General features: G+C 70.8%; 15 protein-coding genes and 1 pseudogene. 8 read left to right on the top strand and 8 right to left on the bottom strand.

The window, feature by feature from the left end; translation table 11 throughout:
* Positions 1-47: 47 nt before the first annotated feature.
* From phnD to HNO83_RS02035, 3 genes are all read right to left on the bottom strand, one after another.
* Complete coding sequence (phnD, locus tag HNO83_RS02045) at positions 48-1,067, bottom strand: phosphate/phosphite/phosphonate ABC transporter substrate-binding protein (RefSeq protein ID WP_175335818.1); 1,020 nt, start codon at positions 1,065-1,067, stop codon at positions 48-50.
* A gap of 77 nt (positions 1,068-1,144) precedes the next feature.
* Positions 1,145-1,909 carry an HAD family hydrolase gene (locus tag HNO83_RS02040; RefSeq protein WP_175335817.1) on the bottom strand — a complete coding sequence of 255 codons (765 nt, stop codon included), beginning with the start codon at positions 1,907-1,909 and terminating at the stop codon, positions 1,145-1,147.
* A gap of 186 nt (positions 1,910-2,095) precedes the next feature.
* Positions 2,096-3,625, bottom strand: a complete 1,530-nt coding sequence (locus tag HNO83_RS02035; protein ID WP_175335816.1) for an MFS transporter — start codon at positions 3,623-3,625, stop codon at positions 2,096-2,098.
* A gap of 71 nt (positions 3,626-3,696) precedes the next feature.
* Between HNO83_RS02035 and HNO83_RS02030 the strand changes: the two genes are divergently transcribed.
* On the top strand, positions 3,697-4,329 hold the full coding sequence (locus tag HNO83_RS02030) for a TetR/AcrR family transcriptional regulator (protein WP_175335815.1): 633 nt from the start codon (positions 3,697-3,699) through the stop codon (positions 4,327-4,329).
* Here the strand turns inward: HNO83_RS02030 and HNO83_RS02025 are convergent.
* The 4 genes from HNO83_RS02025 to HNO83_RS02010 form a co-directional block, all read right to left on the bottom strand.
* Complete coding sequence (locus tag HNO83_RS02025; RefSeq protein WP_175335814.1) at positions 4,313-4,786, bottom strand: SRPBCC domain-containing protein; 474 nt, start codon at positions 4,784-4,786, stop codon at positions 4,313-4,315. The genes HNO83_RS02030 and HNO83_RS02025 overlap by 17 nt on opposite strands.
* Positions 4,787-4,800: 14 nt before the next feature.
* Positions 4,801-5,451 carry a dihydrofolate reductase family protein gene (locus HNO83_RS02020; RefSeq protein WP_175335813.1) on the bottom strand — a complete coding sequence of 217 codons (651 nt, stop codon included), beginning with the start codon at positions 5,449-5,451 and terminating at the stop codon, positions 4,801-4,803.
* A gap of 1 nt (position 5,452) precedes the next feature.
* Complete coding sequence (locus HNO83_RS20215; protein WP_175335812.1) at positions 5,453-5,791, bottom strand: ArsR/SmtB family transcription factor; 339 nt, start codon at positions 5,789-5,791, stop codon at positions 5,453-5,455.
* A gap of 145 nt (positions 5,792-5,936) precedes the next feature.
* Entirely contained in the window at positions 5,937-6,491 is a 555-nt protein-coding gene (locus tag HNO83_RS02010; RefSeq protein WP_175335811.1) for a cysteine hydrolase family protein, read from the bottom strand.
* 53 nt (positions 6,492-6,544) lie between these two features.
* On the opposite strand from HNO83_RS02010, the gene HNO83_RS02005 reads away from it, so the two are divergent.
* Together HNO83_RS02005 and HNO83_RS02000 are read left to right on the top strand one after the other, a co-directional pair.
* Positions 6,545-6,985, top strand: a complete 441-nt coding sequence (locus HNO83_RS02005; RefSeq protein WP_175335810.1) for a MarR family winged helix-turn-helix transcriptional regulator — start codon at positions 6,545-6,547, stop codon at positions 6,983-6,985.
* A complete protein-coding gene (locus HNO83_RS02000) occupies positions 6,982-8,427 on the top strand; it encodes an MFS transporter (RefSeq protein ID WP_175335809.1) in 1,446 nt (481 codons plus the stop codon). Before HNO83_RS02005 ends, HNO83_RS02000 begins: the two co-directional genes overlap by 4 nt.
* 4 nt (positions 8,428-8,431) lie before the next feature.
* Here the strand turns inward: HNO83_RS02000 and HNO83_RS01995 are convergent.
* Positions 8,432-8,875: pseudogene (locus HNO83_RS01995) on the bottom strand (MarR family winged helix-turn-helix transcriptional regulator); the annotation flags it as partial.
* 62 nt (positions 8,876-8,937) lie between these two features.
* Between HNO83_RS01995 and HNO83_RS01990 the strand changes: the two are divergent.
* The 5 genes from HNO83_RS01990 (at position 8,938) to HNO83_RS01970 (ending at position 13,964) form a co-directional block, all read left to right on the top strand.
* Entirely contained in the window at positions 8,938-9,306 is a 369-nt protein-coding gene (locus tag HNO83_RS01990; RefSeq protein WP_175335807.1) for a VOC family protein, read from the top strand.
* A gap of 173 nt (positions 9,307-9,479) precedes the next feature.
* A complete protein-coding gene (locus tag HNO83_RS01985; RefSeq protein WP_175335806.1) occupies positions 9,480-9,983 on the top strand; it encodes a beta-class carbonic anhydrase in 504 nt (167 codons plus the stop codon).
* An 11-nt stretch (positions 9,984-9,994) separates the two neighbouring features.
* Positions 9,995-10,897 carry an alpha/beta hydrolase gene (locus tag HNO83_RS01980; protein WP_175335805.1) on the top strand — a complete coding sequence of 301 codons (903 nt, stop codon included), beginning with the start codon at positions 9,995-9,997 and terminating at the stop codon, positions 10,895-10,897.
* Between the two features lie 330 nt (positions 10,898-11,227).
* On the top strand, positions 11,228-12,496 hold the full coding sequence (locus HNO83_RS01975; protein WP_175335804.1) for a wax ester/triacylglycerol synthase domain-containing protein: 1,269 nt from the start codon (positions 11,228-11,230) through the stop codon (positions 12,494-12,496).
* Between the two features lie 190 nt (positions 12,497-12,686).
* Positions 12,687-13,964: an extracellular solute-binding protein gene (locus HNO83_RS01970; RefSeq protein WP_175335803.1), complete on the top strand. Its 1,278-nt coding sequence runs from the start codon at positions 12,687-12,689 to the stop codon at positions 13,962-13,964.
* The last annotated feature ends 57 nt before the right edge of the window (positions 13,965-14,021 follow it).

Here is a 14,021-nt window from a genome sequence, read left to right as displayed (position 1 = left end):
GCCCCGGTCGCCCGCGCGGGCAGACCGGGGAGCCGGGTGGTGCGGTGTCAGCCGAGGCCGATGGTGGCCGCCGTGGCCTGCGTCTTGGTCAGGCTCTTCGGATCGGCATCCACCAGGCCCGTGATCTGGTAGATCGCGGTGAGCGCCTTCACGCCCTCCGGGGTGCCCGCGTAGTCCTTCATCGCCGCAGAGATCTTCTTCTGCCACTTCCCGCTCAGCTTGCCGGTGATCGAGACACCGTCGTTCGGGATCTCGTCGGTGAGGGCGAAAACGACGACCTTGGAGCCGACGTCCGGGGTGTCCTTCTGCACGACGCTCCGGGCGTCCCAGTAGCTGGTCCCGACCTCGGCGTCGCCGTTGTAGACCGCGAGCACGCTCGCGTCATTGGCGGTCACCTGGACCGTCTTGATGTCCTTGTCGGCGTCGATGCCCGCCTTCTTGAGCGCCGCCACCGGGAAGATGTAGCCGGCAGGCGAGGCTGCCTGGAGCAGGGAGACGGTCGCGCCCTTCACCTTGGCGATGCTGTCGAGTCCGGCGGGGCCGGTGCCCTTCTCGGTGCCGTTGCAGTAGAGCATCCCGTTGGCGCCGGCGACCGGCTTGTCGGAGCAGTACTTGTCTGGGTTGTTCGTGAAGAACTGGGCGGCGTAGCTGCTCTTGCCGTTGCGCTGCGTCTGGAGGGCCGGAACGGCGCCGTACTTGTCGCACGCCTGGCTCATCTGCAAGCTCGGGAGCATGCCGATCTGGGCCTGGTTGCTGCCGATCGCCTCGACGGCGGCCTGGTAATCCTGGGTGATGACGCCCTTCACCGGGATCCCGAGTCGCTGGGTCAGGGCCTCTTCGAGCGGCTTGACCGTCTCGACCAGCTTCTTCGCGTCGCCCGAGGGGACGAGGGCGAGCGTCAGCTGGGTGGGATCGGCGGCCTTGTCGTCGGAGCTGCCGGTGCAGGCCGTTGGCGTGGAGGAGGCTCCCGCCGCCGCGGTCTGCTGGACACCGCAGCCGCTCAGGGCGATCGCGGCGAGGATGGCGAGGCCGGATGCGGCGGCCACGGTTGTCTTGCGCAGTTTCATTACAGTCCCATTCTTTGCGGGTTCGTGAGGGTGGAACAGCGGATGGTGCGGTGATGGTGCGGTCGGGGAACGGTCGGTCAAGCGAGGGAGGCCGCGGCCGTCGTGGCGGGAAGGAGGTGCGCGGCGACGAAGCCGCGCGGGTCCGCTGCCCAGTCCTCGATCCCCGGGTAGAGCTCGGGGAAGGTCGTGGCGGTCAGCTGCGCGGGGCCGGCTCGGTGTCCAAACCGGTCGATGAGGGCGACCGGGCAACCGGCGGCCAGCGGGGCGGCGAGGTCGTTGCCCCAGATGTCGCCGACGGAGAGCAGCAGTGCGGGGTCGCGGCCGTCCAGGAGGGCGGGCAGCAGGGCGGCCCAGCCTCCCGGTTTCGCCGCTTCTGCGTGGATCGCGTCAATGTGGTCGGCGAGGCCGAGGGTCGAGAGCGTCTCGGCGACGCCGGCGAGGGGAGCGTTGGTGACGAGGACGCGTTCCACGCGGTCGACGAGGCTGTCGAGGAACTCGGCGAGCCCGGCCGGCGCGCTCACGTCCAGCCGGCCGCTGGCCAGTTCGCGGCGGCTGCGCTGGTAGGCGCGCTGCAGCAGCTCAGCATCCGCCCGGCCCGCTGCGAGCTCGGCGACCGCGGCGTAGCCGTCGGCGTATGCGGGTGACCCGGGCTCGCCGTCGAGGAAGGCGCCGAGCCGCGCCCGCAGGTCGGCGTCGATGGACGAGCCCTCCGCGTCGCCGTCGTCGAGGATGCCGGCGATCACGGCCTCGGCGTAGGCCCACACCGGAGCATCGCCGATGCACACGGTCCCGTCGAAATCGAGGACGAGCACGGGCTTCTGGGCGGCGGTGGCGGGGGTCACATCCAGAAGCATAGGAGCCCGTGAACGATTTGTTCATGGAAATCACGTGCATGAAACGACTGTTCATGAAACGTTAACGGTCGGAATCGGAGGAGAGGTCGGCCGTGAATGGCCGGGATGACAAGAACGGAGGGGGAATCACGCCCTTCGGCCGATTCCTCCTCCGTTCTCAGCGCGGACCTGGGGTCAGTGCGCGACGACCGGCTCCGGCGTGTCGGCCGGCGCGTCGGCGCCGCCCGCGGGCGAGGCCGCGAGGGTGGCCGAGCGGCGGCGGTAGAGGAAGGCGGTCAGCACGGCGCCGAAGGCGAAGAACGCCGCTCCCCACCAGTACGCCGTCGCGTAGCTGTGCACGGCCGCCTCGGCCGCGACCGCCGGGGTCGGCGGGAGGTGCGACGCGAGGTAGTCGGCGGCCGCGGTCGCGGCGAGCGTGTTGAGCAGCGCGGTGCCGATCGAGCCGCCGACCTGCTGGCTGGTGTTGACCATGGCCGAGGCGACGCCCGCGTAGTGGCGGTCGACGCCGAGGGTCGCGGTCTGGATGGCCGCCGGCATCGTGGAGCCCATGCCGAAGCCGAGGATCATCAGCGGCGGCAGCAGGTCGGCCGCGTAGTTCGCGGTCACGCCGAGGTGCGTCAGGTAGACCATGCCGCTCGCGGCGATCGTCATGCCGATCGGCACCATGACCTTCGGGCCGAAGCGCGGCACGAAGATGTTGGTCGACAGCTGGGCGGCGAGCACCAGCATCGCGATCATCGGAAGGAAGCCGAGTCCGGTCTGGATGGGCGTGAACTTCAGCGTCGCCTGCAGGTAGTAGGTGACGAACAGGAAGATGCCGAACATCCCGGCTCCCGCGATCAGGATCGCGCTGTACGACGCCGCCCGGTTGCGGTGCAGGACGATCGGGAGCGGCAGCAGCGGGTGCTCCGCCTTGCGCTGCCACAGCACGAAGGCGACCAGGAGGACCCCCGAGGCGGCGAGGAAGCCCCACGAGGCGGGCGAGTCCCAGCCGTCGGACTCCGCATTGGAGAAGCCGTACACGAGCGAGAACAGCGCGGCCGAGACCAGGATGGTGCCGGGCACGTCGAGCTTCGGCCGCGGGCCGACGCGGGGAACGGAGGTGACGAAGACGACCGCACCGGCGACCGCGACGAGCGCGATGACGACGTTGATGTAGAGGTTCCAGCGCCAGTCCAGCTGCTCGGTGAGCACGCCGCCGAGCAGCAGCCCGACCGCGCCGCCCGCCCCGGCGATGGCGCCGAAGATCCCGAAAGCGCGGGCGCGCTCCTTCGGCACGGTGAAGGTCGTGGTCAGCACCGCGAGGGCGGTCGGGGCGAGCAGCGCGCCGAAGGCACCCTGCAGCGCCCGCGCGCCGACCAGCAGCCCGAAGGTGCCGGCCGCGCCCCCGAGAGCCGAGGCGCCCGCGAAGCCGATGAGGCCGATGATGAAGGCGCGCTTGCGGCCGATGAGGTCGGAGAGGCGGCCGCCGAACAGCAGGAGGCTGCCGAACGCGAGCGAGTAGGCGGTCACGATCCACTGCCGGTCGGCGTTGCTGAAGCCGAGGTCGGCCTGCGCGGAGGGCAGTGCGATGTTCACGACGGTCGAGTCGAGCACGACCATCAGCTGCGCAAGCGCGACGGTGACGAGCGTCCACCAGCGGCGGGTGGAGACGGCCGGCTGCCCGGGTGCGGCCGGCGGGAGGGTGGGGGAGGTCTGCGACATGCGGGCCAGCATATACGAAACTCGCTAGTTCCGGATCTCTTTTGTTCAGAAATTCATCTAGACTGTCCGCAATGGATACTTCAGCCCCCGCGACGAGGCTCGGGCGCAAGCGGGACCACACGCGCGACCCGGAGATCCTCGACGCCGCCCTCGACGTGCTCGCCGAGGTCGGCTACGACCGCATGACCATGGACATGGTCGCCGCGCGCGCCAAGGCCGGCAAGGCCACGGTGTACCGGCGCTGGCCCTCGAAGGCCGACCTCGTGATCGAGGCCGTCGCCTGCATGAAGAAGATGGATGCCGACCCGGCGAAGCTGCCCGACACCGGCACCCTCCGCGGCGACCTGATCGCGATGATGAAGCCGCACACGATCGTCGACGCCGAGAAGAAGCTGCAGGTGATGGCGGGCCTCGTCTCGATGCTCGCGCAGAATCCCGAGTTCACGGACGCGGTGAACGAGGCGATCGTCGAGCCGCGGGCCTCCGTCAACCGGCTGTTCCTGCAGCGGGCGGTCGACCGCGGCGAGATCCCGGCCGACGTGGACATCGAGCAGCTCGCCCTCCTCGCGCCGTCGATGGCCTCCTACCGCGTGCTCGTGCTGCGCAAGCCGGTCGACCGGGCGTTCCTCATGAGCGTGCTCGACGACATCCTGCTGCCCGCCGTCGGCCTCCAGAAGGACGCCACGGTCAGCGCTCCGGCGTGAGGTAGCGGCCGAGGGCCTCGATCAGCCCCTTCGTGCCCTGCTCCCGGCCGACCCCGTCGGCCCAGAACCGGTCGAAGAAGACGCCGTGCTCGGTGTGCGTGAAGCGTGTGCCGCCGTCGACGGGCTCGAACTCCAGCGAGGCGACGGAGGTGGACATGTGCTCGCCGTCCAGCCACATGTCGTACGTCGTGACGATGCGGACGTGCTCCACGATGTCGGTGTAGGTCGCGACGTAGCGCGAGACGGGCCCGTTGTGGAACTTCGCCTCAGCCACGTCGCGCCCGCCGACCCGGAAGTCGAAGGCCCACTCGCGGTCCTCCTCGATGGCGTCGCCGGCGCCCCACCAGGCGAGCTTCTCCTGCTCGACGGCGAAGGCATCCCAGACCCGCTCGGGCGGCGCGGGGTAGTCGCGGGTGAGGGTGAAGCCGGAGCGGGCGAGGCGGCGTTCGGTGGTCATGCGGCGTCCCTTTCTCAGCGCGTCAGGGTGATGTGGAGCTCGCCGCTCTCGGCGACCTCGCTCGTCACCGTGTAGTCGGCGTCGAAGCCGGCGAGGTCGTCGAACAGGCGGTGGCCGCGGCCCAGGAAGATCGGCGCGACCATCAGGTGCAGGTCGTCGACCAGACCGGCGCGCAGGAACGCCCGTGCCGTCCCGTAGCCGCCGCCGATGCGCACATCCAGACCGCCTGCGGCGTCGGTCGCCTCGGCGAGCACCTCCTCCGGGCTCGCGTCGCGGAAGTGGAACGTCGTCCCGCCCGCCATCTCGATCGAGGGCCGGGGAGCGCTGTGGGTGAGCACGAACACCGGGGTGCCGAACGGCGGACGCTCGCCCCACCAGCCCTTCCAGCCCGGGTCGTCGGGGAAGCTGTGCAGGCCGAACATCCCGGCGCCCATGATCTCGGCACCGATGCCGTCGAAGAACGCGGCGGCGTAGCGGTCGTCCACGCCGGTCGTGCCGGCGCCGGTCGTGTCGCCGAAGAGCTTGGCGCGGAACGTGCGGGTGCCGACGTACGCGGACGTGAGGCGCCCCCAGTCCGGCCCCATCGGGTCGTCGGCGGTGGCGTCGGCGGGGTCGGGCGTGTAGCCGTCGAGCGAGGCGAAGAGGTCCATGCGGACGCGGGTCATGTCAGTGCTCCTTCTGGGCGGTGCGGACGAGGTGGATGCCGAGCCGGTCGGCCTGGTGCTCTGCGGGCGTGCGCTGTTCCCCGAGCCAGAGGTGGAGCACGTCGAGCGCTCCCGGCCGGAGGGTGACGGTGCGCACCCTCCCGTGCTTCTCGGAGGTGATGACGCCCGCATCCTCGAGCACCCGGAGATGCTGCAGGAACGACGGGAGCGCCATAGCGAACGGCTCCGCCAGCTCCGACACGACGGCCGGCGACTTCGCCAGCCGCTCGACGACCGCTCGACGCGTCGGGTCGGCGAGCGCGCGCAGCACCCCGTCGAGCTGGTCGTAATAGTTAGGCACGCGCCTAACTATGCCTGCTGGGCCCGGCCTGCGCAACCCTCCGCTCGCTTTCGCCGACGGTGACCCCTCGCGACTCGTGACGAATGGGCGCCATTCGTCACGAATAGCGCTCATTCGGCACGAATCACCTCGTGCGCGGGGCGGGTCAGGTGAGCGCGGCGGCCCAGTCGTCGGCGGTGAGGACCTCCGCCTGGCGGGGGAAGACCTTCTCGGTGAGGACGCGGTGCACCTCGGGGTCGGCGTCCGCGCAGGCGTCGGCGAGGACCGTCAGGCGGAAGTCGAGGTCGGCGGCCTGACGCACGGTCGAGAGCACCACGCCGGAGGTGGAGATGCCGGCCAGCACGAGGGAGTCGACGCCGAGTCCGCGCAGCAGCACCTCGAGGTCGCTGCCCGCGAAGGCGGAGATGCGCTTCTTGACGACCACGGGCTCGTCCGGGCGCGGAGCGAGGGCGTCGGCGATCTGCGTCGCGGGGCTGTCGAGCAGCATGGTGTCGCCCGCCGCGGCCGCGCGGCCGCCGAAGGACGAACCGGCGGCCACCTCGGGGTAGCCCGGGCGGAAGGCGACGCGGATGAAGAGGACGGGCATCCCGTCGCGGCGGGCGGCGTCGAGCGCGCGGCCCGCGGCTGCGACGGCGCCCTCGAAGCCGGGCCGGCCGGCGATGCCGTTCTGGAAGTCGAGGAGCAGGAGTGCGGTGGTCATGGGGTCCTCCGGAGCAAGTAGACAGTTACAACTGTGCAGTCTAGGCTGTTTATATGACGACAGAGCAACAGGTGCCCACCCCGCATCAGGCCGCTGTGGACCTGCGGGCCGTCCTCGCGCGCCTCCTCCGCAAGCTCCGCGAGGCGACGAACGAGGGCATCACGCCGTCGCAGGCGTCCGCCCTCTCCCGGCTCGGCAAGGGCGGGGTCTCCACGGTCAGCGCGCTCGCGCACGCCGAGAAGGTGCGCCCGCAGTCCATGGCCACGATCGTCGAGGCGCTCGAAGGGTTCGGGTTCGTCACCCGCAGCCAGGACCCGAACGACGGCCGTCGCCAGATCGTCGACCTGACGGAGGCGGGATGGGCGCAGATCGCCGGCCAGCGCGAGGCGGGCGTCGCATGGCTCGACCAGGCGCTCAGCGAGGAGGTCTCGCAGGCGGAGCTGCAGACCCTCGCGGCGGCCACCGCCATCCTCGAGCGGATCCTCGACCGATGACGCGCAGGCCTGCGCCCGCCGGCCGCTTCGACCGCCGGCTGCTCGCGCCGATGATGCTCGGCGCGGTGCTCAACCCGATCAACACCGCCATCATCGCCGTCGCGCTCGCGCCGATCGGCATCGCGCTCGGCGCCCCGGCGTCGGAGACCGTGTGGCTGGTGTCCGCCCTCTACCTCGCGACCGCCATCGGTCAGCCGCTCGTCGGGCGGCTGGTCGACATCTTCGGCGTGAAGCGCCTCTACCTCGCGGGCGGGGCCCTGGTCGCGGTCGCCGGTGCGGTCGGCCTGCTGATCCCGGAGAGCCGCGACAGTGTGTGGTGGCTGGTCGTCGCCCGTGTCGTGCTGGGCCTCGGCACCTGCGCCGGCTATCCCGCCGCGATGCACCTCATCCGAGCGGAGGGGAAGCGGACGGGCGTCGCCTCTCCCGCGATCATCCTCACCGTGCTGTCGGTCACCACGCAGACCGTCGCGGTCATCGGCCCGACCCTCGGCGGGCTGCTGATCGGAGCCTGGGGCTGGCGCGCGACCTTCGCGGTGAACCTCCCTCTCGGCGTGGCGAGCGTCATCCTGGGCTGGATCCTCCTGCCGCGCACGACCGGGCTCGAGCCGGCGGAGGAGGACCGTCCGCGCATCGACGGGCTCGGCATCCTCCTGTTCGCGGTGACGATGCTGTCGCTGTTGATCTTCCTGCAGAACCTGTCCGTCTCCACCCTCTGGCTGCTCGCCCTCGCACTGGTGGCGGGCGCGGGTCTGGTCTGGTGGGAGCTGCGCGTGACGGCGCCGTTCATCGACATCCGGGTGCTCGGCGGCAACGGCCCGCTGCTGCTCACCTACACGCGGTCGCTGCTGACCGCCACCATTTCGTACACGTTCGTCTACGGTTTCACGCAGTGGCTGGAGCAGGGGAGGGCGCTCGACCCGACCGCGGCGGGGCTCGTGCTGCTGCCGGTGTTCGCGGCCGGGATCGTCTTCGCACTCGCGTTCGGGCGGCGCCCGGAGGTGCTGTGGAAGCTGCTGATCGGCTCCATCGCGCAACTCGCCGCCGGCATCCTGGTCCTGTTCATGACGGGCGGGTCGCCGATCTGGTTCCTGGTCGTGACCATGCTGGTGCTCGGGATCCCTCAGGGGCTCAACAACCTGGCGATCCAGAACACGCTGTACTACCAGGCGCAGCCGGAGCGGATCGCGTCGTCGGCGGGCCTGCTGCGCACGTTCTTCTATCTGGGAGCGATCGTCGCCTCCGTGATCTACGGCAACGTGTACGGCGCCCGGGCGAGCACCGCCGGCCTGCACGTGCTCGGCTGGGTGGTGATCGGCGTCGCAGCGGTGTTCCTGCTGATCACGGTGTTCGACCGGAGTCTCCGCGCTCTCGGGAGGGAGCCGAAGGAGCCGAAGGACGCGCAGCCGGAGCAGCCGGCGCAGCAGGGCGCGGCGCGGAGCTGAGCGCGTCGCCGCGCAGCGACCGGACCATGCTCTGGAGGCTGCGGAAGGCGGCCGTCTGCTCCTCCGGCGTCATGCCGCCCAGCATCCGGACCTCGACGGATCGGACCGCCGCGCTCGCCTGTTCGAGGCTTCTCCGCCCCCGCGCGGTCAGCTGTGTCGGGAGCGCCTTGCCGGCGGAGGGCTCGGCCGCGCGGGTGACGAAGCCGTCGCGTTCGAGCGACTGCAGCAGCACGTTCATCGTCTGGCGGGTCACGAAGGCGCCGCGGGCGAGCTCGGAATTGGAGAGGCCAGGGCGCTGGGCCAGCAGTTCGAGGCAGGAGTAGTGCGTGATGTTCATGCCGAGAGGCCGCAGCACGTCCTCCATCGCCGTGCGCAGTGCGCTCGCGGCCTCCTTCAGCAGGTAGCCGAGGGAGGTCTGCAGGTCGATCGTCGCATCGCCTTGACTCATGTCAGTATTCTGACATAACCTCGGTGTGTCAGAAAACTGACATCAATCGAATGGAGCTCCCCATGCCCGTCACCGGCCCCGACTTCGTCTCGCTTCAGGTGCGCGATCTCGACGCCTCCCAGGCGTTCTACGAGCGGTACCTCGGCCTGGTCCGCTCGCCCGCCGGCCCTCCGCACGCGGTCGTGTTCGACACCGCGCCCGTCGCCTTCGCGCTCCGCGACCTCGTGCCGGGCACCGACCTGGCGTCCATCGAGCGCCCCGGCCTCGGCGTCGCGCTGTGGCTGCACGCCACCGACGTGCAGGCCATCCACGACGCGCTCGCCGCCGACGGCCACCCGATCGTCGCCGATCCGATCGATGGGCCGTTCGGCCGGACGTTCACCTTCGCCGACCCCGACGGATACCACGTCACGCTGCACGACCGCGGCTGAGCCGGTGAGCACTCGAACGTTCGAATCTCCTGCCGGGCCGACATCCGTCGGAGATTCGGACCTCGATCCGCCGGATCTCCGACGCTTTCCCCCCACGTGACGAGGGAGAGATCCCGAAAGTCGGCGGAAAACCGGCGGGCCGCCGGACGGCCGGAACGCTACAGTCCGGCGGCATGAGCATCATCGATGGAGCGCTGAACGCCAATCCAGCACTGGCCGACGGCTATGACCCCGCGCTCGGCGGACGTCCCGCGCCGAAGATCGCGATCGTCACCTGCGCGGACCCGAGGCTGACCGGTGTCGTCCGCCTGCTCGGGCTCCCGGACGCGGATGTCGACCTGATCCGCAATGTCGGCACGGTCGTTGACAGCGACGTGGTGCGCTCGCTCGTCATCTCGACACGTGTGCTCGGCACGCGCGAGATCATGATCATCAACCACAACGAGTGCGGGCTCTCGGCGTTCTCGGGCGACGAACTGGCCGATAGGCTCGGCCGGGAGACGGGCCTCGTCCCTGTCGCGCCGGAGACGTTCTTCAGCTTCACCGACGTCGAGGAGAACACGAGGCTGCAGATGCGAAAGGCGCGCTCGCACCCGTGGATCGCCGCTGACATCCCCATCCGCGGCTTCATCTTCGACGTGCACACCGGCCTCCTGGCCGAAGTGTCCCCCGACTGAGGCGGGCGACCGTGCCAAGCCCGCAGATGGACAAGGTCCTGGCGACCCTGAGACGACGACGGCAGTCGGCCGCAGACGATTCGGCTGCGACTCTCGCGGAGGCGCGGGCGGCATTCGTCCCGGCCGACGCGCTGCACCCCATCCCCGCGGATGTGACGGTCGCCGAGGCGAACGCGGGCGGCGTTCCTGCGTATTGGCTGGACGCGCCGGGGGTGGACCGTGACCGCGCCGTCCTGTTCCTCCACGGCGGCGGCTTCCAGTTCGGGTCCCTCGCGAGCGACGGCGAGCTGGCGTCACGGATCGGGCGGAGCGCCGGCACGCGCGTCCTGTTCCTCGAGTACCGGCTTGCGCCGGAGCACCCCTTCCCCGCGGCGCTCGACGACGTCCGTTCGGCGTGGCGGTGGCTGCGGGACGACCAAGGGATGCCGGCGGCTTCGCTCGGGGTGGCCGGCGACTCCGCAGGCGGGGGTCTCGCCGCGTCGTTGCTGGTGGCGGGCCGTGACGCACGAGAGGAGCCGCCCGCGGCGGTCGTCCTGCTGTCCCCGACGGTCGATCTGACCGGATCGGGCCGGTCGATGACCGAACGCGTCAAGGAGGACCCCATCTCCACGCCGGAACTGCTGAGCCGGCTCGCGTCGGACTACCTGCACGGCGCCGACCCGCGGACTCCGCTCGCATCGCCTCTCTTCGCCCGGCTCGACGGCCTCCCGCCTCTGCTGATCCAGGTCGGCACGGCCGACCTGCTCCTCAGCGACGCCGAGCGACTGGCGGAGGCGGCACGCCGGGCCGGCGTCGTGGTCACTCTCGAGGTCGGTGAGGGTCTGCCGCACGTCTACCAGCTGAACGCCGGGACTCCGGAGGCTGCCGAGGCGACGCATCGGATCGGCGCCTTCCTGCACACCCACCTCGGCTGAGACCAGCAACGTCGATACGGGCGACTTCGCGTCCTGGATCGTCACGTACGTCGACGCTTCGGGGTTCCCTACTTCACCGAGCACGACGCGGATCATGACAATGGCACGTCGACACGCGGGGAGCGGCTGAGCCGGTGAGCAATCGAACGTTCGAATCTCCTGCCGGGCCGACATCCGTCGGAGATTCGGACCTCGATCCGCCGGATCCGACGCGAGCGGTGGCTCCCGCGTATGGGCGACCCGGCTTATCGCCGCACGGTCCGGCACCCTGGCTGTCGCGCAGGGACCTAAGGCCCGCGCGGGCGCGGCCGCCCGACCTAGGGTCGTCCCATGGAGGCGGGCGCGGCGCAGTCGACGCCGATGGCGGCGGTGGACGCGGCCAACCTGGCGCTGGAGCGGGGGCAGCCGAACGTCGTGACCCTGGCCGGTCTGCTCGCGCCCGGCGGCGTCGTCGACGCCGACGGCCGTCCGGACGCGGCCGCGCTGCGCGAGGTGCTCGCCCCACGTATCGAGCGGGTGGAGGTTCTGCACCGCGTGCCCGTCGAGACCGGGGGAGAGTGGAGGTGGCGCTCGGCGGCCCCGGACCTCGCCCACCACATCCGGGTGATCGACCCGTCGACGTCCTTCGAGAGCACCTGTGCGCGCGTCCTCATGACGCCCGTCGATCCCGACCGGCCGCTGTGGGAGCTGCTGCTCGTCCCGCGCGCCGACGGCCACCGCTGCGGGATGCTGTTCCGGCTGCACCATGCCGTCGCGGACGGGCTCGGCGCGGAGGCCCTGGTCGCCGCGCTCTCCGACGATGCGCAGGGAGCCGACGCCGTCCGCGCGCAGTCTCCCGAGCCGCCGCCCGCCGCGCGACGCCCGCTCCTCCGCCGCTGGGGCGACCTCGCGGTGCAGACGGCCGCCGTCTTCCGGCGCAGCGTCCGCTCCGACGCGCTGCTCGGGCCGCTCGGACCGACCCGCGACGTCGCCTTCCTCGACGTCGACCTGACGCGCCTGCACGACGGCGCCCACCGCCTCGGCGGCACCGTCGACGACGCGTTCCTCGCCGCGTTCGGGCAGGGGATGCGGGCGATGCTCACGGCGGCGGGCGAGACCCCGCCGGCCGCGATCCCGGTGTCGAGCCCTGTGCGGCTCGCGCGGCGGGCGGGGGAGGGGAACGCCACCGGCGTGATGCTGGTCCCGATCCCCGTCGCGGGCTCCGACGCCGACATCGAGGGGAGCGTCGCGCGCGTCGCAGCCCTCACCCGCTCCGAGAAGGCCCGCGCCCGCGCGGTCGGCACGTACCGGCTGATGAGTAACCCGCGAGCGGCGCGGATGCTGATGCACTTCGCACTGCGGCAGCGGGCGGTCGGCGCGATCGCGTCCGAGCTCACTGGCCCTCCGGCCACCCTGCGGCTGGGCGGCGCCGAGCTCGTCGCGGCGTGGCCGCTCGCGCTGCTCTCCGGCAACGTCCGGGTCGGCGCGCTCGCCGTCTCCTACGCGGGGCGCTTCCGGGTCAGCATCCAGACCGACGCGTCGCACCTGCCGCCGGCCCGGGTGCTCGCCGACGGGATGGCGCGAGCGCTGGAGCGGATCGGCGCGTCGGCTCGCACGTAGCACGCGGAGGGGCGGGCCGCCGGGCTCGACTGCCGTTTGGCAAGTTTTGGCATTTTGGCACGTTTTGGCGCTTGCGGAGCCGACGGCGCGCGACCTACCTTCGTGCCAAGACGTTTTGCCAAAACGTCTTGGCACCGTAGTATGGTGCCCAATCCTGCAGCCACAGCTGCTCTCACGATCCGGAGTAACGATGCTTCGTAAGAAATTCGCGGCGGCGACAGCAGTCGGCGCCGCCGTCGCCCTGGCGCTCGCCGGGTGCGGCGTCGGAGGGGGAGACTCGTCCTCCTCGGCCTCTGCCATCACCGTGCTGGTGGAGGCGGGCGGCCACGCCGAACTGCAGCCCATCGCCGACCTCTACAAGAAGGAGACGGGAACCAAGGTCACCTTCGTCGAACTCCCGTACGACGGTCTCTACAACCGCCTCAACAGCGAGTTCGCGTCCGGGACGGTGTCGTTCGACGTCGCCGCGCTGGACGCCATCTGGCTCCCGGCCTTCAAGGACGCCGTGACCCCGCTCGACAAGCAGTTCACGTCGAGCGTCAAGAGCGACCTCTTCCCCGCGCTGGTGAAGGAGGCCGATGTCGACGGCACCTACGTCGGCATGCCCGTCTGGACCAACTCCGAGATCCTTTACTACCGCAAGGATCTCTTCGGCGACCCGGCCAACCAGGCGGCGTTCAAGGCGAAGTACGGCTACGACCTCGTGCCGCCGACCACCTGGCAGCAGTACGAGGACGCCGCCGCCTTCTTCACCCAGCCCGACAAGGGGCTGTACGGCACCGACGTGAAGGGCGCCGTCGAGACGGAGTACCTCGCGACCCTCTCGCAGACCGGCGAGAAGACGATGGTGCTGAACGGCTCCGGCAGCGAGGTGACCCTCGGCGACGAGAACAGCCTGAAGGCGCTCGACTTCTACACCGGGCTGCAGAAGTACGCCCCGGCCGGCTCGGCCCAGCTCGACTGGGCGGGTGCGCAGAACCTGTTCAACCAGGGCAAGACGGCGATGATGCGCTTCTGGGCGCACGCCTACCGCCAGATCCCCAAGGACGCCTCGGTCTCCGGCAAGGTCGGCGTCGCCCCCATGATCGCCGGTCCCGGCGGCGTCGCCGGTGTCCCAGGAGCCTGGTACCTGTCCGTCGCGAAGGCGAGCAAGAAGCAGCAGCAGGGCCTCGACTTCGTGAAGTTCGCCTACGAGCACAACGAGCTGAGCGCGAAGACCTCGCTCGGACTGGTGGCCCGCAAGTCGGCCTTCGAGAAGTACCAGGACCAGCCGGGCTACGAGAACTACAAGCCGCTGGTCGAGACGCTGGACGCGGAGGCCACCATCCCGCGCCCCGCGACCCCGAAGTGGCAGCAGATCGTCGACACGGTCCTCGTCCCGATGATCCAGAAGTCGCTCCAGCCGGGTGCCGACAACGCAGCACTCCTGAAGGCCGCGAAGGAGCAGGTCCAATCTCTGGTCAAATGATCGAGGAGCGAGTGGGCGAGCGAACGGCTCGCCCACTCCCCGCTCCCCGCAGACGTT

The sequence above is a fragment of the Leifsonia sp. C5G2 genome (assembly GCF_013359685.1).
Lineage (GTDB): Bacteria > Actinomycetota > Actinomycetes > Actinomycetales > Microbacteriaceae > Leifsonia.
The sequence above is the reverse complement of the archived record's forward strand: the minus strand, read 5'-3'. Positions and strand labels throughout refer to the sequence as shown.